Annotated in this window: 21 protein-coding genes; 12 read left to right on the top strand and 9 right to left on the bottom strand. The window is 34.4% G+C overall.

Going from position 1 to position 19,871, the window contains the following annotated elements:
- The first annotated feature begins 8 nt into the window (after nucleotides 1-8).
- The 11 genes from K0U91_RS07920 (at nucleotide 9) to K0U91_RS07870 (ending at nucleotide 7,930) form a co-directional block, all read left to right on the top strand.
- Complete coding sequence (locus tag K0U91_RS07920) at nucleotides 9-548, top strand: 3-oxoacyl-ACP synthase (RefSeq protein ID WP_220179022.1); 540 nt, start codon at nucleotides 9-11, stop codon at nucleotides 546-548.
- Nucleotides 549-562: 14 nt separating this feature from the next.
- Nucleotides 563-1,123 (top strand): hypothetical protein, encoded by a 561-nt coding sequence (locus tag K0U91_RS07915; RefSeq protein ID WP_220179021.1) that lies wholly within the window; start codon nucleotides 563-565, stop codon nucleotides 1,121-1,123.
- Between the two features lie 44 nt (nucleotides 1,124-1,167).
- The gene (locus K0U91_RS07910; protein WP_220179020.1) at nucleotides 1,168-1,425 is read left to right on the top strand and encodes a phosphopantetheine-binding protein; all 258 of its coding nucleotides are present in this window, start codon (nucleotides 1,168-1,170) and stop codon (nucleotides 1,423-1,425) included.
- 82 nt (nucleotides 1,426-1,507) lie between these two features.
- The gene (locus K0U91_RS07905; RefSeq protein WP_220179019.1) at nucleotides 1,508-2,704 is read left to right on the top strand and encodes a beta-ketoacyl-[acyl-carrier-protein] synthase family protein; all 1,197 of its coding nucleotides are present in this window, start codon (nucleotides 1,508-1,510) and stop codon (nucleotides 2,702-2,704) included.
- Complete coding sequence (locus tag K0U91_RS07900) at nucleotides 2,704-3,765, top strand: beta-ketoacyl synthase N-terminal-like domain-containing protein (protein ID WP_220179018.1); 1,062 nt, start codon at nucleotides 2,704-2,706, stop codon at nucleotides 3,763-3,765. The genes K0U91_RS07905 and K0U91_RS07900 overlap by 1 nt, the downstream gene beginning before the upstream one ends.
- 156 nt (nucleotides 3,766-3,921) lie before the next feature.
- Nucleotides 3,922-4,674, top strand: a complete 753-nt coding sequence (locus tag K0U91_RS07895; protein WP_220179017.1) for a polysaccharide deacetylase family protein — start codon at nucleotides 3,922-3,924, stop codon at nucleotides 4,672-4,674.
- Nucleotides 4,667-5,290 (top strand): LolA family protein, encoded by a 624-nt coding sequence (locus tag K0U91_RS07890; RefSeq protein ID WP_220179016.1) that lies wholly within the window; start codon nucleotides 4,667-4,669, stop codon nucleotides 5,288-5,290. The genes K0U91_RS07895 and K0U91_RS07890 overlap by 8 nt, the downstream gene beginning before the upstream one ends.
- A gap of 130 nt (nucleotides 5,291-5,420) precedes the next feature.
- Entirely contained in the window at nucleotides 5,421-5,891 is a 471-nt protein-coding gene (locus K0U91_RS07885) for a hypothetical protein (protein ID WP_258561834.1), read from the top strand.
- 3 nt (nucleotides 5,892-5,894) lie between these two features.
- Nucleotides 5,895-6,272, top strand: coding sequence for a 3-hydroxyacyl-ACP dehydratase (locus tag K0U91_RS07880; protein WP_219971699.1), 378 nt, complete (start codon nucleotides 5,895-5,897; stop codon nucleotides 6,270-6,272).
- Nucleotides 6,269-6,754, top strand: a complete 486-nt coding sequence (locus K0U91_RS07875; RefSeq protein ID WP_220179014.1) for a hypothetical protein — start codon at nucleotides 6,269-6,271, stop codon at nucleotides 6,752-6,754. The genes K0U91_RS07880 and K0U91_RS07875 overlap by 4 nt, the downstream gene beginning before the upstream one ends.
- A gap of 3 nt (nucleotides 6,755-6,757) precedes the next feature.
- The gene (locus K0U91_RS07870; RefSeq protein WP_220179013.1) at nucleotides 6,758-7,930 is read left to right on the top strand and encodes a DUF2062 domain-containing protein; all 1,173 of its coding nucleotides are present in this window, start codon (nucleotides 6,758-6,760) and stop codon (nucleotides 7,928-7,930) included.
- Nucleotides 7,931-8,051: 121 nt separating this feature from the next.
- On the opposite strand, the gene K0U91_RS07865 is transcribed toward K0U91_RS07870, so the two are convergent.
- The 7 genes from K0U91_RS07865 to K0U91_RS07835 form a co-directional block, all read right to left on the bottom strand.
- The gene (locus K0U91_RS07865; RefSeq protein WP_220179012.1) at nucleotides 8,052-9,824 is read right to left on the bottom strand and encodes a C45 family autoproteolytic acyltransferase/hydolase; all 1,773 of its coding nucleotides are present in this window, start codon (nucleotides 9,822-9,824) and stop codon (nucleotides 8,052-8,054) included.
- A complete protein-coding gene (locus K0U91_RS07860; RefSeq protein WP_220179011.1) occupies nucleotides 9,805-11,349 on the bottom strand; it encodes a phytoene desaturase family protein in 1,545 nt (514 codons plus the stop codon). The genes K0U91_RS07865 and K0U91_RS07860 overlap by 20 nt, the downstream gene beginning before the upstream one ends.
- 246 nt (nucleotides 11,350-11,595) lie before the next feature.
- Nucleotides 11,596-12,480 carry an LpxL/LpxP family acyltransferase gene (locus tag K0U91_RS07855; protein WP_220179010.1) on the bottom strand — a complete coding sequence of 295 codons (885 nt, stop codon included), beginning with the start codon at nucleotides 12,478-12,480 and terminating at the stop codon, nucleotides 11,596-11,598.
- 103 nt (nucleotides 12,481-12,583) lie between these two features.
- On the bottom strand, nucleotides 12,584-12,838 hold the full coding sequence (locus K0U91_RS07850) for an acyl carrier protein (RefSeq protein ID WP_219969616.1): 255 nt from the start codon (nucleotides 12,836-12,838) through the stop codon (nucleotides 12,584-12,586).
- Nucleotides 12,839-12,842: 4 nt separating this feature from the next.
- Complete coding sequence (locus tag K0U91_RS07845) at nucleotides 12,843-14,063, bottom strand: beta-ketoacyl-[acyl-carrier-protein] synthase family protein (protein ID WP_220179009.1); 1,221 nt, start codon at nucleotides 14,061-14,063, stop codon at nucleotides 12,843-12,845.
- A gap of 67 nt (nucleotides 14,064-14,130) precedes the next feature.
- Nucleotides 14,131-14,862: a 3-oxoacyl-ACP reductase FabG gene (gene fabG / locus K0U91_RS07840; RefSeq protein WP_219969618.1), complete on the bottom strand. Its 732-nt coding sequence runs from the start codon at nucleotides 14,860-14,862 to the stop codon at nucleotides 14,131-14,133.
- 48 nt (nucleotides 14,863-14,910) lie between these two features.
- Nucleotides 14,911-16,431, bottom strand: a complete 1,521-nt coding sequence (locus tag K0U91_RS07835; RefSeq protein WP_220179008.1) for an HAL/PAL/TAL family ammonia-lyase — start codon at nucleotides 16,429-16,431, stop codon at nucleotides 14,911-14,913.
- Between the two features lie 97 nt (nucleotides 16,432-16,528).
- On the opposite strand from K0U91_RS07835, the gene K0U91_RS07830 reads away from it, so the two are divergent.
- Nucleotides 16,529-17,773, top strand: a complete 1,245-nt coding sequence (locus tag K0U91_RS07830) for an NAD(P)/FAD-dependent oxidoreductase (protein ID WP_220179007.1) — start codon at nucleotides 16,529-16,531, stop codon at nucleotides 17,771-17,773.
- Between the two features lie 92 nt (nucleotides 17,774-17,865).
- On the opposite strand, the gene K0U91_RS07825 is transcribed toward K0U91_RS07830, so the two are convergent.
- Nucleotides 17,866-18,483 carry a hypothetical protein gene (locus K0U91_RS07825; RefSeq protein WP_220179006.1) on the bottom strand — a complete coding sequence of 206 codons (618 nt, stop codon included), beginning with the start codon at nucleotides 18,481-18,483 and terminating at the stop codon, nucleotides 17,866-17,868.
- Nucleotides 18,484-18,570: 87 nt separating this feature from the next.
- Nucleotides 18,571-19,863 carry a phenylacetate--CoA ligase family protein gene (locus tag K0U91_RS07820; protein WP_220179005.1) on the bottom strand — a complete coding sequence of 431 codons (1,293 nt, stop codon included), beginning with the start codon at nucleotides 19,861-19,863 and terminating at the stop codon, nucleotides 18,571-18,573.
- Nucleotides 19,864-19,871 lie beyond the last annotated feature (8 nt).

Here is a 19,871-nt window from a genome sequence, read left to right as displayed (position 1 = left end):
TGAAGACGATGAAGAAAACAGACATTTGCACTATAGAAAATTCAAAAATTGTTGTAAACGAACAAATTATTTTTGAAAGCCAAACCGAAAGTTTCATAGACTTTGCTAAAGAAGCTTATAAAAGTTTAGAACTGAATTATCCGAAATTTCATAAGATGGATAACTTGAGTAAATTGGCATTTCTCGCTTCCGAAATGATTTTAAAAAATGACGACCACAGCAAAACCGCATTGGTTTTCGCCAACAAATCATCAAGCCTCGACACCGATTTTAAATATCAGGAAAGCATCAATTCTCAGGAAAATTATTTCCCGAGTCCTGCCGTTTTTGTGTACACACTTCCGAATATTTGCGTTGGCGAAATCAGCATCAAGCATAAAATGCAGACCGAAAATGCTTTTTTCGTTTTGGATGAATTCGATGAAGAATTTTTGAATTCATACGCGGCACAGATTCTGCAATCAGGAAAAGCTGAAAAAGTCTTGTGCGGCTGGGTCGAACTATATCAGGAAAGTTATAAAGCTTTTGTATATTTGTTAACCTTGTGAAAAATTAATTTTTAATGAAAAACCTTATTATCCTTTTAACTATTTTATTCAGCTTCAGCATTTGTGCTCAAAAAGTTAACCTTGAAAAATTCCAACTGGTTAGTTATGACGTTGCATCGGTAAATAAAATAGATATTAACTCATATTCCACTATAGATAAAAACGGAAAGCTAGATGTTTATATCAATGGTTATAAAACTGAAGCTTATTACTCATATCAATTAAATGATGAGGAAATTAAAATTATAAATAAATTAGGAAAGGACGATATTAGAGAATATATTTCAAAGAAAGAATTAGAGCCTAATCATTTTTATGCAGGAAGTAGAAATTATATCTCATTTCAAAAAAATAAAAAGAAAATCGAGATGTGCTTTATTCTTCCTCTAATGAATCAAGAGTTTCAAGGAATTTTCAAAATGCTAGAAAGTAAAATATATTCACAGCAAGATTCAGCTAAGATTTCAAAATTTAATATTGATTTTAGCAGATTAGAAAAAGATATTATTAAACAAAATAAAATTGATAATTATTTACCGGAAAAACAGTTACCTCCACCTCCAATGTCTAGGTAATAAGAAGTTTTGTTAGGGGTAAATATTAATACATTAAATAAAAAATGGAAGATTTAAAGTTAGAATTAAAAAACAAAATCATAGAAGTTCTTAATCTTGAGGACGTTGCAGTAGAAGAAATCAAAGACACAGACCCGTTATTTGGCAGTGGTTTGGGATTAGATTCTATTGATGCCCTTGAACTGATCGTACTAATGGATAAAGACTACGGAATCAAATTAGCCGATCCTAAAAAAGGGAAAGATATTTTTGAATCGATTGAAACGATGGCAAAATATATCCAGGAAAACAGAACAAAATAAATTAATTTACCAATCTAACAATGTAACAGTCTAGCAATTATTGGAACATTGTTGAATTGCTTTCTTGTTACATTTATAAAAAATGAGTCAAAAAATTGCCATTACAGGAATGGGCATTATTTCCTCCATTGGTAACAATGTCGAGGAAAATTTTATTTCGTTGACAACCGGTACACACGGCATTTCAGACATTCAACTGTTTGAAACTCGCCATGCGGGAAGCATCAAAACAGGCGAGATAAAATTATCTAATGAAGAATTGGTGCAGAAACTTCAGCTTCCTGAAGACAACAACGTCACAAGGACCACTTTATTAGGAATGATTGCCGCAAAAGAAGCTGTAGAAAGTGCCGGAATTTCGGATATCAATGAATATAAAACCGGTTTTATTTCCTCGACAAGTGTGGCGGGAATGGATATTACCGAAAAATATTTCTACACCTACGAAGATTTCCCCGAAAAGCAAAAATACATCGACTCGCATGATGCCGGAAATTCATCTTTGGCGATTGCAGAATTATTAGGTCTGAAAGGGATGGTTTCAACCATCAGCACGGCTTGTTCGTCTGCAGCCAATGCGATTATGATGGGTGCAAAACTCATCAAAAATGGCGTTCTTGACCGCGTGATTGTCGGCGGAACAGATTCTCTTTCAAAATTTACGCTGAACGGATTCAATACACTGATGATTTTAACGGATTCCTATAACACGCCCTTTGACAATGACAGAAAAGGCCTCAATCTGGGCGAAGCAGCTGCTTTCCTCGTTTTGGAATCTGATGAATTGGTGAAAAAAGAAAATAAAAAAGTCCTTGCTTATCTTTCTGGATACGGAAATGCCAACGATGCGCATCACCAAACCGCTTCTTCGGAAAACGGACAAGGTGCTTATTTAGCAATGGAAAAAGCGTTGAAAGTTTCAGGTTTAAATAAAGAAAATATTGATTACATCAACGTTCATGGTACGGCAACGCCAAATAATGATTTGTCTGAAGGTATCGCGATGATCAGAATTTTCGGCGAAAATCAGGTTCCGGAATTCAGTTCTACGAAAGCATTTACCGGTCATACTTTGGCTGCAGCAGCGGGAATTGAAGCGGTTTATTCGATTTTGGCGATGCAGAATAATGTGATTTTTCCGAATTTAAATTTCAAAACTAAAATGGAAGAATTTGATTTGACGCCGGTTACCGAACTGAAAGAAAAAAATATCAACCACGTACTTTCCAACTCATTTGGATTTGGCGGAAACTGTTCAACTTTAATTTTTTCTAAATAATGGGTGCAGTTTACATCAACAGTGCAGCCTGTATCTCTGTTCAGGACACTTTAAACGAAAATTTCTTCGATACTTTAAAACCTGAAAAATCAGTTCAGATTTTAAAGGCCATCGAGCCGAATTACAAAGAATTCATTCCGGCAGCGATGAGCAGAAGAATGTCTAAAACGGTAAAAATGAGCTCCGTAGCTTCCACAAAGGCTTTGCAGGAAGCCGGAATTGAAAAACCCGACGCTATCATCGTCGGAACCGGTATGGGCTGTTCTCAGGATTCCGAAAAGTTCCTGAAAAATGTATTGGAAAATAATGAAGAATTTTTGACGCCAACGTTTTTTATCCAATCGACTCACAATACCGTTTCGGGACAAATCGCTTTAGGTTTACAATGTCACGGCTATAATTTCACGTACGTCAACAGTTCATCTTCACTAGAATTTTCAATGCTGGATGCGAAGCTTCAGATTTTAGATGGTGAAGCTTCAACTATTTTGGTGGGTTCAACAGACGAGCAAACCGAGCGAACGATGGAATTGTACAAACTGAATAATTCCATAAAAAAAGAAGAAAATCTTCCAGCGGATTATTTAAATTCAACAACGGAAGGTGTGATTTGGGGCGAAGGTTCTAGCTTTTTTGTTTTAGGAAAAGATAAAACCGAAAGTTCTTATGCTCGATTAAAAGATATTCAAATCATAAACTCATTAGAATTAAATGAAACTCAACAATTCATTGAAGATTTTTTAGTTAAAAACAATTTGAGAAGCGAAGAGATTGATGCTGTGATTTTAGGTTTCAGCGGAGATTCTGAATCGGATGTTTATTATCAAAATACATGGGAATTATTTCCAAATTCTTCACTACTGTATTACAAACATTTGAGCGGGGAATTTAATACAGCTAGCGGATTTTCAACTTTCATGGCTTGTCATATTTTGAAAAATCAGGAGATTCCCGAAGTGATGAAAATTAATGATATGAACAAGGAAGGCATTAAAAATCTTCTATTGTACAATCATTTGGGAGGAATTGACCACAGTTTGGTTTTATTGGAGAGAGCTTAATTCTACATAGTAAAGACATTATCTTTGTCATTCTGATGAAGGAAGAATCTATACATTTTCATCTCAGATTCTTCACTCCACTTGGTTTCATTCAGAATGACAAACAAGGCATCTAAAGTAACTTCATATTTAAATGAAAATCCAAAAACAGTAAAGATGAAACATTATCCATTTATCCTATTCTATCTTTTCTTGAATCTATTTATTTATGCATTTCAAGGAACAATTTGGGTTTACACTTTCTGTTTCATACTCTTTTCTGCGGTTGTCGTTTGGGGTTCGTTTGATATTCAATTAGGATATTTTGTCAACAGTTTCACCCACAAACGAACAAGAATTAAAGAAATCGCTCTCACTTTTGATGACGGGCCCACTGAATTTACACCGAAGTTTTTAGATCTATTAAAAGAAAAAAATATCAAAGCCACTTTTTTCTGTATCGGAAAACAGATTGAAAAACATCCTGAGACATTTCAAAGAATGATTAGCGAAGGTCATTTGATTGGGAATCATACTTATTCGCACTCAAACAACACCGGATTTTTATCAACGCAGAAAATGATTAAGGAAATTAGGAAATGTGATGATGCTATTTTAAATGTTGGAGATATTAAAACCAATTTGTACCGACCACCTTTCGGAGTGACCAATCCTAATATTGCAAAGGCAATCAGGAAAAGTCACAAAAAAAGCATCGGTTGGAATGTCCGTTCTTTTGATACCGTAGTGAATGACGAGAAAAAAATCATGAAAAAAATAACAAAAAAGTTGAAAAAAGGCAGCGTCATTCTTCTTCACGACACTTCGGAAAAAACGTACACTATTTTGGTCGAATTATTGTTATTTTTGGAACGTGAAAACTATTCGACTTTTACAATTCCAATGATTAAATCAAAAAATAATGATTAAAAATATTGCCTTTTTGCTTTTATTGATTTCAAATTTTGTTTTTGCTCAAAACTCAGCAATGACGAGCGCAGAATCTAGGGCATTCGTTACAAAAATTTCCGCTGAAACAAAAGAAATCAAAACCTTACAGAGTGATTTCATTCAGACCAAAAAAATGGATTTTCTGGATAAAAACATTGTTACACAAGGCAGAATGTCTTTAAAATCTCCAAACACACTGAGCTGGAAATACACAAAACCTTATCAGTACAGTATTATTTTTAAAGAGAATAAAATTTTCATCAATGATCAGGGTAAAAAATCATCTGTTGACGCTAAAAGTAAAACCTTTGAAAAAATTAATAAATTAATTGTCGGGAGCTCCAACGGAAAAATGTTTAGTGACCCTGAATTTTCTGTCGCTTATTTTAAAAATGGAAATTCGAATATTGCAAAATTTACTCCGAAATCAGCTCAACTGCTAAAATACATCAAACAGATTGAACTTCATTTTCCTAAAAATCAGACAACAGTTTCACAAGTCAATATGACTGAAGCATCGGGAGATACAACAAATATTGTTTTTAAAAACACCAAGACCAATGCGCCGATCCCTGCTTCTGAGTTTTCTTTATAGCCTGATTTTCTTATTGTTTACTTCCTGTAAAACATATAAGCTTGCAGATGTACAATCAGTTTCAAACTCGAAAAAAATAGTTGAAAATCTCTTCTTTTCATCAAAGGAAGATTATGTGTATAAATGTCAGATGGATATTTATAAAAATCACGTGAGCGGAATTTTGATCATTAAAAAGATCACCGAAACAACACACAGAGTCGTGATGACTTCTGATTTTGGCAACAAAATGATCGATTTTGAAATTTCTGAAAATGATTTTAAGCTCAATTATGTTCTGGCCGATTTAGATAAAAAAATGGTCATTAACTTTTTAAAGAATGATTTTCAGGAACTTTTAAGACAAAAATATCCTGTGGCTGAAAGTTTTGAGAATGATGATTCTGATATCTTTCTCTCAAAAATTGATAAAAAAACCTACTATTTATATTATACTAAAGTATATCATCAACTGAAAAAAATAGTTTGCACCAAAAATGAGAAAGAGAAAATAGATTTTACCTTTGCCTCTAAAAAACCTACTTTTGCAGAGACAATCAATCTAGAGCACAAAGATTTCAAGATTACTATCAAGCTATTTCAAATCACTGAAACCGAATAAATCATGAACACTATACTAACAGATTTTTATACCTTGCAATCACACAATAAAAGTGACAACGGTAGCTTTATTGCCCATATAATCCTTAATAAAGAACACGATATTTTTAGAGGTCATTTTCCGGGAAACCCTGTTACACCAGGAGTTTGTATGATGCAGATCGTAAAAGAGCTAACAGAAAAATTTACCGGTAAAAAATTATTTTTGAAATCTGCATCTAATGTGAAATTCATGGCAATCATCAACCCTTTTGAAACTCCCGAATTGACTTTGCAATTGGATATTACAGAAGTTGAAAACGATGTGAAAGTAAAGAATACGACTTTATTTGGCGAGACTATTGCATTAAAGATGTCTGTACATTATATTCAATTGTCATGAGACTGATCTTATCATTATTCACTGGTTTATTTTTATTTTTCCAGAGCTCAGATCTTGAAGCTTTGAGAAATGCTTATTCTAAAGCAAATCTTTCTATGGAAGGTGCAAAAAATTTCATTGAGATTGCTGATAAAAAAACGTCTTCTGATCCAGTGATTTCAGCGTATAAAGCTGCTGCGGAAATTCTTGAAGCAAAAGTAACAACCGAAAAAAATAAAAGAAAATCATTTGTAAAATCCGGAGTTACTCACCTTGAAAGCGTCATCAAAAACAATCCCAGTAATGCAGAATTAAGAGTTATCCGAATGAGTGTTCAGGAAAATATTCCAAAAATTGTTGGCTATTCTAAAAATTTAAAGGAAGATAAAGCTTTTATTCTTAGTAATTATTCAAAGCAGAATGCTGCCTTGAAAACCTATATCAAAAAATTTGCAATGCAGTCTAAAACGATGACGGCAGCAGAAAAAAACGGTTTAAAATAAATCATGATTCTCTCTGAAGTTCAAAACGTAATTAAAGAAAAGAAAATCTGCGTTTTAATTCCTACCTACAACAACGAAAAAACTCTGAGAAGAGTGATAGACGGGGTTTTAGAATATGCCAAAAATATCATTGTCGTCAATGACGGCTCTACAGATTCCACTTCAGATATTTTAAAAAATTACAGTCAAATCACTGTTATTCATCTCCCCGAAAACAAAGGAAAAGGAAATGGTTTAAAAATTGGCTTCAGAAAAGCAATTACATTAGGTTTCAATTACGCCATAACAATCGATTCTGACGGACAGCATTATCCGGATGACATTCCTGTTTTTACGGAAGCTTTATTGGATGAAAACCAAGATGTTTTATTGATAGGAAACCGAAACATGTCACAAGATGGAATTCCTAAGAAAAGCAGCTTCGGAAACCGTTTTTCTAATTTTTGGTTTTGGTTTGAAACCGGAATTCACTTGGAAGACACCCAATCTGGTTACCGGTTATATCCTTTACAAAAAATTCCTAAAAAATATTTCACACCAAAATTTGAGTTCGAAATTGAAATCATTGTAAGAACAGCATGGAGGCGAATTCCTATTAAAAACGTCCCGATCAAGGTTTTGTATGATCCTGCGGAAAGAGTTACGCACTTCAGACCTTTTAAAGATTTCACACGAATCAGCATTTTGAATATAATTTTGGTGATTATTACTTTATTTTTCATTATTCCGAGAAATTTTATTCACAACTTCAGGAAGAAAAGTTTAAAAAGATTCATACAGGAAGATATTTTAGAAAGCGAAGGTACCCCACGTGTAAAAGCATTTTCTATAGCACTAGGAGTTTTTGTAGGTTTTTTGCCTTTTGGAGGCTATCATACCATTTTAGTAATTTCTTTATCGGTTTTGTTTAAACTCAATAAAGTCTTGGCATTCGTTGCTTCTAATGTGAGCTTACCGCCATTTATTCCTTTAATTATTGCGGTATCACTTTTTTTGGGAGCTCCTTTCGTTGCCGGAGAAGGCGATATTTTTAATCAGGAATTCAATTTTGATCTGGTAAAAAACAATCTTCTTCAATATGTGATCGGGAGCTTGATTTTGGCCACATCAATGTCTTTCATTAGCGGAGCTTTTACTTTCTTTTTTCTGAATAAAATGCGTCCTAAGAATAATTGATTTTTATAGAACTAATTTACTGCCAGTATTTTTTTAGAGTTTCGGCGGCGGCTATGCCGCCGCCGAAACTCTAAAAAAAGTTAATGGAATTAAACATTGCGCAGTCAGGGTTTATCAGCTTCTATCTTAATTTTTTCACAGTTTTATGTAAATATTTCTCCACACTTTGCTTATCTGGAACCGTCGTAATTTCTTTCGTCAGAGCTTTTTCGAATTCACTTTTCGCTTTTGAATATTCCTTTACTTTGTAATAATATTTCCCGGTTTGGTAATAAACCCACCAGAAATCCTTGTTTAAAGATTGATAATTCATCAAAAAATTATCTGTGAGAAGAATTCTACCATCAATTGCTTTCTCAACTTCAGAACTTAAAAATTTAAATTTCTCATAATCCTGAAATTCCTTAGAATCTACGAAAGGATCTTTTGCAATATTCAGTTCAGATTTTGCAAATTTACCATCTTTCAATCTTTCATCAGAGAAAATCTCATTTAGATCATAACAGACAAATTCGCCCAATTGGTAAGGATTTGACGAAACCCAAACCATTTTTTTTTCAGGTGAAAATATGACCGCATGATGCGCTAACAATTGATTAATCGCCTTCTCATTTCCGTAGCCAATACTTTTATTTTTTAAGCCTGACTTATCTCTTAAGATAGAAGCCAGCTTTTCAGGATTTAGTTTTGTATTTACCTGTATAAGCTCCTGCAGTTTCTCGTAGCGGTATTCTGAATGGCTTTCGACAATATGCTTTTGATTTCTTTTATCATCTTGATAAGCGTCAGACTGAAAGTGGTTCGTACAAAAAACTTTGCTTGTATTATTTACCTGGTATACCCCAAAATTTTTAGGTGAAACTTCAATGATAATCGCTTTTTTATCATTTGCACTTCCAACCAAAATAGATTCTGAAACGAAAACTTTTCGTTTTCTGGCAATCGCAACTGCTTCATCAATATTTTTTGCATATTGAAGGATTTCTCTTGTAACCAGAGAAATCGGTGTTTTTGCAGTCAACGGAATTTTAGATTTTCCTGCATTGATTGTTACCGTTAGACCTTCCTTATTCATCCCCGACACTACACCGATCATTCCTGGCCAGCTTACCGACATATAGGCGATTCCTTCGTCAGGCTCTACAAATTCTATTAATTTATTTTTAGCAAAATCATCACCAACGTAAAAGTCAAAATTTCTTCCGATCAGCAAGTCTCCGTCTTCGGTATTTTCATTCCAGACCGCGAGCGAAGTACAGCCAACCACCATTAAATCCTGCATCGCGTGACCAATATCATGCGCGCCGTGCAAATACATTGCCCTTCTGAATTTTGGAGCAATAAAATCATATTTATCCGATGAGTATTGAGACAAACCGTATAATTCTGCCTGAAAATCATTCCTCACATTCAGATACATTTTTCTATTATACCACTTCAACAAACCACGTAGAAGATTCTGTTTAAATTTTGACGGCACAAATCCTTCAACTTTTGAAAAGAAAATCTCTTCCTGTTTCTGCATTAAATTTTGTGTCAGAGCTCCGTTGTTATAGCCCAATTGTAAAGGACTACCTTTGATGTACAGCTCCCATAGCTGTTGCTTATTTTTAGTTAAATAATTTTCATTAAATGAAAAAGTCGAGTCATTTAGATTACTAATTTTTGGGATTTCTAAAGCATATTGTTGTACATCGGGAGTATGTTTTATTGATTTTCTGACACCGCAGGAGATTAAATTTATTGTTATCAATAAATAGAATAATGTATTTATTTTCCAACACTTGTTACTCTGACAAAAGAAAGAATCTTTCTTTACTTGTTGAGATTCTCCACTGCAGTTCGTTTCATTCAGAATGACAAAAGCCAGTATATTATTTTCCTTTTTTACCATTATTTTTATTAATCATTTGTGTAAGACGTTCATCAATCACTTCTTTTCCCAAAATTTCTGCGCAGGTATTAAAAGCACCAATTGTACATCCTAAAATCCCGTGCATATTAACAGATTGCCCTGTTAAGAATAAATTATCAATCTTTGTACGTGGAGAAACCATTGTCTTTAAAGGATTTTCGGAAGTTTTAATGTAACCATACATATTACCTTCAAAACTCCCGATATAATCGCGATACGAAAGTGGTGAAGAAGTGTAGATGTTCTTAATGGAATTTCTAAGACTCGGAATTTTCTTTTCCAAAGCATCAATCATCTTCTCTGCTTTTTCTGTTTTAAATTTTTCGTATGCATCACCTCTTTCCTGCTCAAATGCAATGGTATTTATGGTATTTTGCCAGTCTTCAACCTCATCAAAATTCATGTACGAAATAGCAGTTAAACTTTCCGCAAATTCACCATGAGGCTTTGAGGGTGTAGACGAAAGCATATAGGTTTCCGGCCAGTTTTCTTTTTTATAGTGAAATGCGTTCCAAACCAGCTCTTTAGAAGAATAATGGAAAATATTATAATTAAAGTTAGGAACTGTGTTAGGTTTTAAAACCAAATAAACGCTGAAGCAGGAAGAAACTGGTTCCCAACTTAAAACCCTGTTGAGAAACGTTTTTTTGAGCCTTTTTTCTCCAATTAAGCGAATTACCGAACGAATTTCGATATTGGAGATAAATTTTTTAGCTGTATATTCTTTTCCCGACTTGGTTTTAACTGAAGTTAGCACATTATCTTCACTAAAAATCATTTCTGAAACCTCAGCATGTTTATAAACTTCTGCTCCATATTCACGCAGCTTTTTAATTAGTATCTTTGAAATCTGACTTCCGCCTTTTATACATTTATAAGCACTTTGAATGTAAGAATTTACCGTCAGCGCATGTATATAAAAAGGTATATTTTCAGAATCTCCGCCATAAAGAAAATTTGAACCCAACAAAACTGCCTGGAGCTTTTCGTTTGAAGTAATCGATTCTAGCAGCCTTTTGGTATTTAAATGCAGAATTTCTTCGCTATAGTTGTCTTTTCCCACCACATTATACCTTGGAAAACTGTTGCAAACTCTTTGGATTTCTTCACAATAATTTTCCAGATTTTCTTTTTCTTCCGGAAAATATACTGCGAGCTGCTTTACAAAATTAGCATATCCTTGTGCATGAGGATATTCTACATCATCATTTTCAAAGGTGATTTTGTCATAGCCGTTTTCGTCCATTTTCTGAAGCTCGAGACCATCAATAATTTCTAAATAAGAAAAAAACTGACGAAGATTTTGCCCTTCTGAAAGTCCACCAATATAATGAACACCGGTATCAAAAATAAGTTTATCCCTTGAAAATGTCTGCAGGTTGCCTCCATATTGATTGTTTTTTTCAAGTACACAGACTTTCAATCCTTCTTTCGCCAGAATAAGTGCCGAAACTAGACCTCCCAATCCGCTGCCAATGACCAATATGTCGTAATTTTTTTTCAAATTTGATTGCTGGTTTTAACCACAAAAGGTACAAAAGTTTATGAAACAGTTTAGAATAATATCTTTAAAATACTTCAAAAGGAAGTATCTTTTTACAAAGATTCTATCATCTTTCTATGTACATAATCATTTTATGTCGATTGCTTGCAGCCCGGCCCGAGTGGAGTTCTTTTTATTTTGGAAGGGTTAAGCGTTAGAAATAAAAAAGCGGGAACGGAGAACGGATAAAGCTGCCTAAGAAAAGAATCATTCTACATCATCCCAAAAATCAAAATAGTTGAACCATTGAAGCGGATATTTCTGAACCATTGATTCAAGGTTTTGGGTATATGAGCTTAAAAGCCCAGGTGCATCGCGTTTTTTAACCTCTTGCGCTACTCTGGCATACAAATGATAATGAAGGTTTTTCTCTTTCATTACATACACATACACCACAGGAACACTTAGTCTGGAGGCTATCAAGAAAGGGCCAGCCGGAAATTTAGCGCTTTTTCCAAGTAAACCGGCTTCGAGGAATTTTGAACCTTCAAAATAGCGGTCTCCTGTGAAACAAATCAGTTCATTTTTTGATAAAGCCTCATTGATGTCGAAAATATGCGACATATCATCTTTTACATAGATAAATTTAATGGAGCTTTTTTTGACAGCAATACTGTCCATATATTCTCTTATTGCTGTAACTTCCTGATCTGTTGTCACCAGATTGATCTGACAATCAAAATCAATATCTGCAAAAAAGTATTCTGCAATTTCGAAATTCCCGATATGGGCGCTGATTAGAATACCGCCTTTTTTTTCGGTAAGAAGATTTTTAAGATTCTCTACTCCGTCAAATTCATAAGTAAACCGGTTTCTTAACCCAACAGAAATTGCCGTTTTATCAATGAGAATTTTCCCGAAGGTAAAGTAGCTTTTGAAAATTGAAATTTTTGAATTAAAATACCCGTAGTTTAGTCTCTTTTGAAAATAATAAGAAATATACTGATTGCTTTTTTTTTCGAAGAAAGAATAGTATGCTGCTACGAAGTAGAGTACAAAATATGAACTCCTGATTCCGATATTTCTAATGCACCATACAAAAATTCTGTATCCTAAGATGGTACCTTTAGATTTTCCTTTCCACTTATTCATAATTTTAAATTAACAATGAATCAGTGCAACAATATTTTAAACATTGGTAAACTGCTAGATTGATACATTGTTACATTACTGAGGAGTAAATATTTAATTGATATTAAGCGCTTTTCTCAATGATTTTATTTTCTATTACCGAGTAGAAATCGTTGAAAGTGACGATGTTTTTAAAATCTGCCTCACCTAATTTCACTCCAAAATTAGACTCAATGACCACTACCATATCTATATAATCTAAGCTGTCTAAGCCCACAGTTTTTTTGAAATTTGCATCGCTGCTGATTTCATCTTCATCAACCTCAAATTCGTTGATCAAAAAATCATTAGCAATTGTAATAATTTTCTCTCTTTCCATTTGTTTAATCAAATTTTTTAACAATTAATGCGGAGTTGGTTCCCCCAAATCCGAAAGAATTCGACAAAAATACGTCAATTTTTTGATTTTTAGTTTCAGAGATTAAATTAATCTTTTTGGCTTCTTCATCGGGGTTTTCTAAATTGATATTTGGCGCAATAAAATCATTCTGCATCATCAGTATTGAATAAATCACTTCGCTTGCTCCTGCCATCCAGCATTCGTGCCCGGTCATCGATTTTGTAGAGCTTACAGGCACTTCATTCCCGAAAATCTCGTGAATTGCTTTTGCTTCATTGGCATCACCAATAGGTGTGGAAGTCGCATGAGCATTGATATAATCAATATCTTTTACCTCCAGACCTGACTGTTTCAAAGCCCGATTCATTGCCAAAGCAGGACCGTCTATATTCGGGGTAGAAATATGGCCACCATTGGAAGAAAAACCATAACCAACAATTTCTCCTAAAATAGCTGCACCCCTTTTATGCGCCGATTCTAAGCTTTCGACAATTAAAGAGGCCGCTCCGCCACTGGGAATTAGGCCATCCCGGTCAGAATCGAAAGGTCTGGAAGCTTTTGTGGGCTCATTTTCTCTTACTGAAAATACACCCAAACCATCGAAGCTTGCCATCGAGTATTTATTGGTTTCCTGGGCACCACCACAAACAATGATATCCTGAAAACCATTTTTGATCATCATATAAGCCAATCCCAAGGAATGAGAACCACTTGCACAGGCCGCACTGACTGTCAAATTGATTCCTCTTAATTTGAAGATGGTAGAAAGATTCATGGTGACCGTAGAGTTCATCGATTTGAAAATCGCACCAGAACCCATTAAAGAAGTGTCTTTTTTCTCTCTTGCGATGTCGATAGATTCTACAACTGCCTTAGAGACGCTGTCGTTTCCGTATAATATTCCGACTTCGTTATTGTCTAAAAAATCTTGGTCAATATTAGCTTGCTTTAAAGCATCAAACGTTGCAATGTAGGCATACTCGCTTTCTTCGCCCATGCTCACACGCTGGCGTCTGTTAAGAAGATTTTTTAAATCCGGCTTTGGGACAACTCCGCTGAGACCAGATCTGAAACCAAATTCTTTTCTTTCATCAATTAAAACAATTCCGGATTTACCTTGATACAGGGATTCTTTCACTTCTTCCAAAGAAGTTCCGATGCAAGAATAAATTCCCATTCCGGTTATAACTACCCTATTTTCCATTTAAACTTAGGTTGTAGGTTTTAGACATTAAGTTGCAACAATTGTTTCCTTTTATCCGCCACCTGATTTATGAATAAATTCCTCCGTTAATATTAATAATTTCTCCTGTGATGTACGAAGATTTTTTTGATGCTAAAAATGCGACCAAGTCTGCTACTTCTTCAGCTTCGCCAAATCGGTTTGCAGGGATCATAGCTTTCAGTTCGTCTTCATTAAAATCCTGCGTCATATCGGTTTTAATGAAACCTGGAGCAACAGCGTTTACCGTGATATTTCTTTTGGCAACTTCCTGAGCAAGGGCTTTTGTAACTCCAACCAAAGCGCCTTTTGCAGCTGAATAATTAGTTTGCCCGGCGGTTCCTTTCACTCCGGAAACTGAAACCATATTGATAATTCTTCCGTATTTGTTTCTCAACAACTTCTGAATAAAGAAATTGGTCACATTATAAAAACCGTTTAAACTGGTGTTGATCACTGAGTTCCAATCTTCACTTGGCATCCACATGAATAATCCGTCCCTGGTGATTCCGGCATTGTTTACAATCACTTCAACAACAGATTTCGGATTATTTTCCTGCCATATATTTAAGACTCCTTTGGTTTCTTCGGCATTTCCTACATCGAATTTAAGTATTTCTCCTGTAGAACCCAATTCTTCAACTTTGGCTAAGGTTTCTTTTGCTGCAGCTTCATTAGAAGTATAGTTGATTAAAATATGATAACTTTTTTCTTCAGCCAGTTTGATACAGATGGCTCTTCCAATACCTCGGGAGCCGCCTGTTATGATTGCACATTTCATGTGTAGATGTTAATATTGTTTAGTAGTAGTTTTTTATTTGACAAATAATTACATGGTCTTTAAATATTTCTTCACTTCTTCTAAATATGGATACATTACCATATCATTTGAAAAAGTAGGAATAATTTTTCTAATCTCATCGTACAATTCTCTGGTAGAAGATGATACTTGGTCCTTAAAATCAAGATAATCAATTGCCTGAACAATAGTGATGGCTTCAATTGCCAACACTTCAAAAGCATTTTCTATCACCTTTCTGCAAATCACAGCAGCATTAGTTCCCATGCTTACAATATCTTGATTATCATTATTATTAGGAATACTATGAACATACATAGAATTTGATAACATCTGACTTTCTGCTGTCGTTGATGTTGCCGTGAACTGAACGCCCTGCATCCCGAAATTGAAACCTAATCTACCTAAATTAACAAACGGAGGTAAGATTTCATTGATTTTTGAATTTAACAGATAATTTAATTGTCTTTCAGCCAGCATAGTCAATTTTGTCACGACAATTTTCAGCTTGTCCATTTCCAATGAAATATAATCACCATGGAAGTTTCCGCCATGATATACATGCTGATTTTCAACATCTATAATCGGATTATCGTTTGCGGAATTGATCTCGTTTTCAAGAACTTTCTCCGTGTATTCCAGAGTATCTAAAACGGGTCCCAGGATCTGAGGAACACATCGCAAAGAATAGTATTCCTGAACTTTTTCTTTAAAAACCTTTTCCTGCTCTTCGAAATGAGTATATAGATGGTCGGCTCTTTTTCTTATTAATTTACTGTCAGATAAATGATTACGCATTTTTTCAGCGATTTTCCGCTGCCCTAAATGCAGTTTTGTTCCATTCAAAGCTTCCGATAAATGATCGTCGTACGCCTGAACAATCTCATTAATCGCACAAGATAATTTAATTGAAATTTCAGTTAATTGGTTGGCTTTGTAAGCATTAACAATACCAATTCCTGACATGACAGAAGTACCGTTCATCAAAGCAAGACCTTCACGGATTTCTACTTTAATTGGTTCTAAACCTTCAGTTTCGAAAACTTCTTTGGTTGATTTTCTTTCCCCTTTATAGAAAACCTCACCTTCACCTATTAAAACCAAAGCAAGATGTGCTAATTGCACCAGATCACCGCTAGCTCCTACTCCGCCGTGCTCGAATATCAGCGGTATAATATCTTTGTTTATCAATTGTTTAAGTAAAAAAACAACAGACTCATGAACGCCAGAATTTCCAAGAGATAATGTATTTAATCTTGCCAGCATACAGGCTTTCACTTCGTCTGCCGGAAGTGGGTTTCCGATACCGGAAGAGTGGCTCCTGATTAAATTATACTGTAATTGATGGGTATCTTCGTCACTGATTTTAAATTGTGCCATCGGACCGAAACCTGTATTGACACCATAAATTACTTTATTCTTTGAAAATTCTTTCAAAAACTGAAAACTTTCGTTCACACGATTGAGCAGCACCTCATCCAGTTCTATATTTTCATTTTCTATAATGATTCTCTGAAAATCTTTCAGTTCTAAAAAGTTAATTATTTTCATCAATTAAAAGTAATAATATATAATTTTGTAAAAATATGATTTATTGTCACTAATTTTGCGGCAAAGATATAAGTTATTCTTAAAATAAAAACCAAAGATGAGCAAAGAATTTGTTGATGTACTTGTAATCGGGGCCGGGCCCTCCGGATGCGTATCTTCTTCTTATCTAAAGAAGAATAATATCAATGTAAAAGTTGTTGAAAAAACTAAATTCCCGCGATTGGTTGTTGGCGAGAGCCTTATTCCGCGCGTGATGGACCATTTTGAAGAAGCAGGATTGTTTCCGGCTTTAGACAAAATAGGTTTCGAGAAAAAATTGGGTGCCCGTTTTTTAAGAGGTGATGAAGTTTGTCTTTTTGATTTTAGTGACAAATTCGGTGATGGCTGGGATTGGACGTGGCAGGTTCCCAGAGCTGATTTTGATCAGGCTTTAGCCAATGAGGTCATCAATAAAGGAGTTGATCTTGAGTTTGAAACTGAAGTCATCGGAATTGAATTTAACGGAACTGATTCTATTACCACCGTAAAAAATAAAGAAGGCGAAACAAAAGAAATCCACGCAAAATTTGTCATCGATTCTAGTGGTTACGGAAGAGTTTTGCCAAGACTTTTAGATTTAGAAAAACCTTCAAAACTTTCTCCGCATTCTGCAATTTTTGCTCATGTTGAAGACGTCAACAGAGAAGAAGGAACAGAAGGAACTTTGATCTCTTTTGATATTATTGAAACCGAGGTTTGGCTTTGGGTAATTCCTTTTTCCAATGGAAATACAAGTGTGGGAATTGTGGGTCCTACTGAATATATTGATCAATTATCTGAAAACGGAGATACAGCAGAAGCATTAAGAAAAGCAATTTCTCTTTCTGATTATTATGTAAAACGTTTTGGCGGTGTAGAATTTTTATTTGAACCAAAACATTTGAAAGATTATTCCTGTTCAGTGAAAAAATTATTCGGTGATGGATTTGCCTTGACGGGAAATGCCTCAGAATTTCTCGATCCCGTTTTTTCATCTGGAATGGCATTCGCAACAGAAGGCGGAATGACCGCAGCAAAATTGGCGATAAGACAGTTAAACGGCGAGAAAGTCGATTGGCAGACAGAATTTGCTGATTATATTTTATACGGAGTCAACGTTTTTACAACCTATGTGAAAGAATGGTACACCGGAAATCTACAGGAATTATTTTTCCACCAACCGGAAAATCCTGATGTGAAGAGAAAAATCTGCGCAGTTTTAGCAGGTTATGTCTGGGACAAAAAAAATACATTTGTAAGAATACACGATACAGCGATAAAGAATCTTGCAGAGTTTATAAAAACTGAAAAAGTACAATCATAAAAAAACGGTCTGAAAATTTCCAGACCGTTTTTATGTTTATTAAGAGGTTATTTTTTGTTAAAATCTCTAGAAATTTTGTACTAAGAAATTTACTATTTATTTTGCTTTGCAATATCTTTCCACAAGAGTCTACCTGTTTTTTCATAAGCAACAGAAATCCTTCCATATTCCATTATGTATTCTTTATTAGGATTTTCTCTGATTCCAACACCTTCTATCATAGGCGAATCTACGTTAAATAAAATTTTTGAATGATTGTCTGTTTCTACTAATTTAATTTCGCTTGTAAGTTTTGCGGGCTGCATCACGAATCCTCCTGACCAACCTGCATAAATCCAACGTGTTTTTACTACAAGAGTATATTTGGACTGAATATTATTTTTAAAAACAATTTTTTTAGATTTATGATTTATTCCTTTTAAAAATTTTTCTATGTACTTAGTTTCTTTAAAAGCTGTCCATTCATCATTCCATTTTACCCAATCATCTTTACTATTCTTTGGATTTGCTAAGATCTCATTTTTGCGATTTTCAAGATATTTAGTCTCGCTCAAATTTTCTGCCTGAAACAAGACATTATCAAAAACCAATTCTACGTTCACTTCGGTTTGATCTTTAAGAACAGAAAAATCTCCGGATACAAGTGTTATTTTTTGTGAATAAGCGATCATGCACATGCTTACGAAAAGCATTAATAACAGTTTTTTCATAGTTTAATTGTTATGTCAGCAAAGATAATATTACTGCACAAATTTTATTTTAATTAAAACATAATATTTCCTTTTCATTTGATTAAACTATCTTAAATCAATAAAGTTGATTGGTTTTCTGCTGTTTGGATTAAAAACTGTTTTCGATAAAATTTCAAAATCTATCAGCTCGATTTTCGGGCTTACCCTTAATTTTGCCCTGAAATGATCTCTTACTTCATTTTCAAAACTTTCATCTTCTCTTTCTGCACTCAGTTTAATGATAATTTCGTCCAAACCAATTTCATTTGACTGAATCACAATCTGGTAACATAAAATCCCGTCAAAATCATTCAGAATATCATTCATTGCTGGTGGATATAAAGTCGTTCCTTTATATTTGATCATTTGCTGTTTCCGCCCAACTACAGCACCTAATCTCATTGTATTTCTGCCGCAATGACAAGGTTCGTAATGCGCTTTAACTAAATCTCCCGTTTTAAATCTTAACAAAGGAAGTGCTTCAACACCTAAAGTTGTGATGGTCAACTCTCCACTTTCACCTTCTTTTACAGGCTTCTCATTTTCATCAAGAATTTCTGTGATAATCAATTCCGGATGTTGATGTCCCCCGATTTGAAATTCACATTCTGTAAACGCGGTGCTCATTTCTGTGGAAGCGTACGTTGAGAATAATTTAATATTCCACTTTTCTTTTATCTTTTGTGAAAGAATATTATCAGTAAAATCCTGATTTTTGATGCTTTCACCAATGCAAATCGCTCCATAGACGCTTGAGTTTTCATAATCAATTCCGTGTTTCTCGGCGTAATCAATCATTTTTAAAAGAAATGAAGGAACGGTAATTAAGTACTTTGGTTTGTATCTAAAAATTGAATCCCATTGAAGCTCAGGAATTCCGGGCCCCATTCTTACAACACTTGCTCCCATTTTTCTTAAACCTAAAAAATAAGCTAAACCTGCCATGAATCTTTTATCAATCGTTGTGATCATCTGTACAACATCACCCTTCTGAATTCCTGCACAGGCAAAAGAAATGGCTTCATTATAAGCTAATCTTTCAAGATCATTATCCGACAAACCAAACGTTACAGGATCTCCCAAAGTTCCGGAAGTTGTGCTGTAATCAACAATTTTATCATTCGAGACACAGAAAAAATCTTCATTATTCTGCTGAATGTCATTCTTTGAAGTCGTCGGGATTTTCTGTAAATCTACCAAAGTTTGAATCTCAGAAACCAGAATATTATTTTCTTTAAATAACTTCTGATAAAATGGTGAATTTGCTTCCAAATATTTCAAAAGCTCCTGAAGTTTTTCTTCCTGAAAAATTTTTATTTCCTGAATACTTGATTTTTCGATTGAAGGATAGAGTTCCAATAGTTTAA

It is taken from the genome of Chryseobacterium sp. LJ668 (assembly GCF_019613955.1).
Taxonomy (GTDB): Bacteria; Bacteroidota; Bacteroidia; order Flavobacteriales; family Weeksellaceae; genus Chryseobacterium.
Note: the sequence above shows the minus strand (reverse complement) of the source record. Positions and strands in the feature narration are given on the sequence as shown.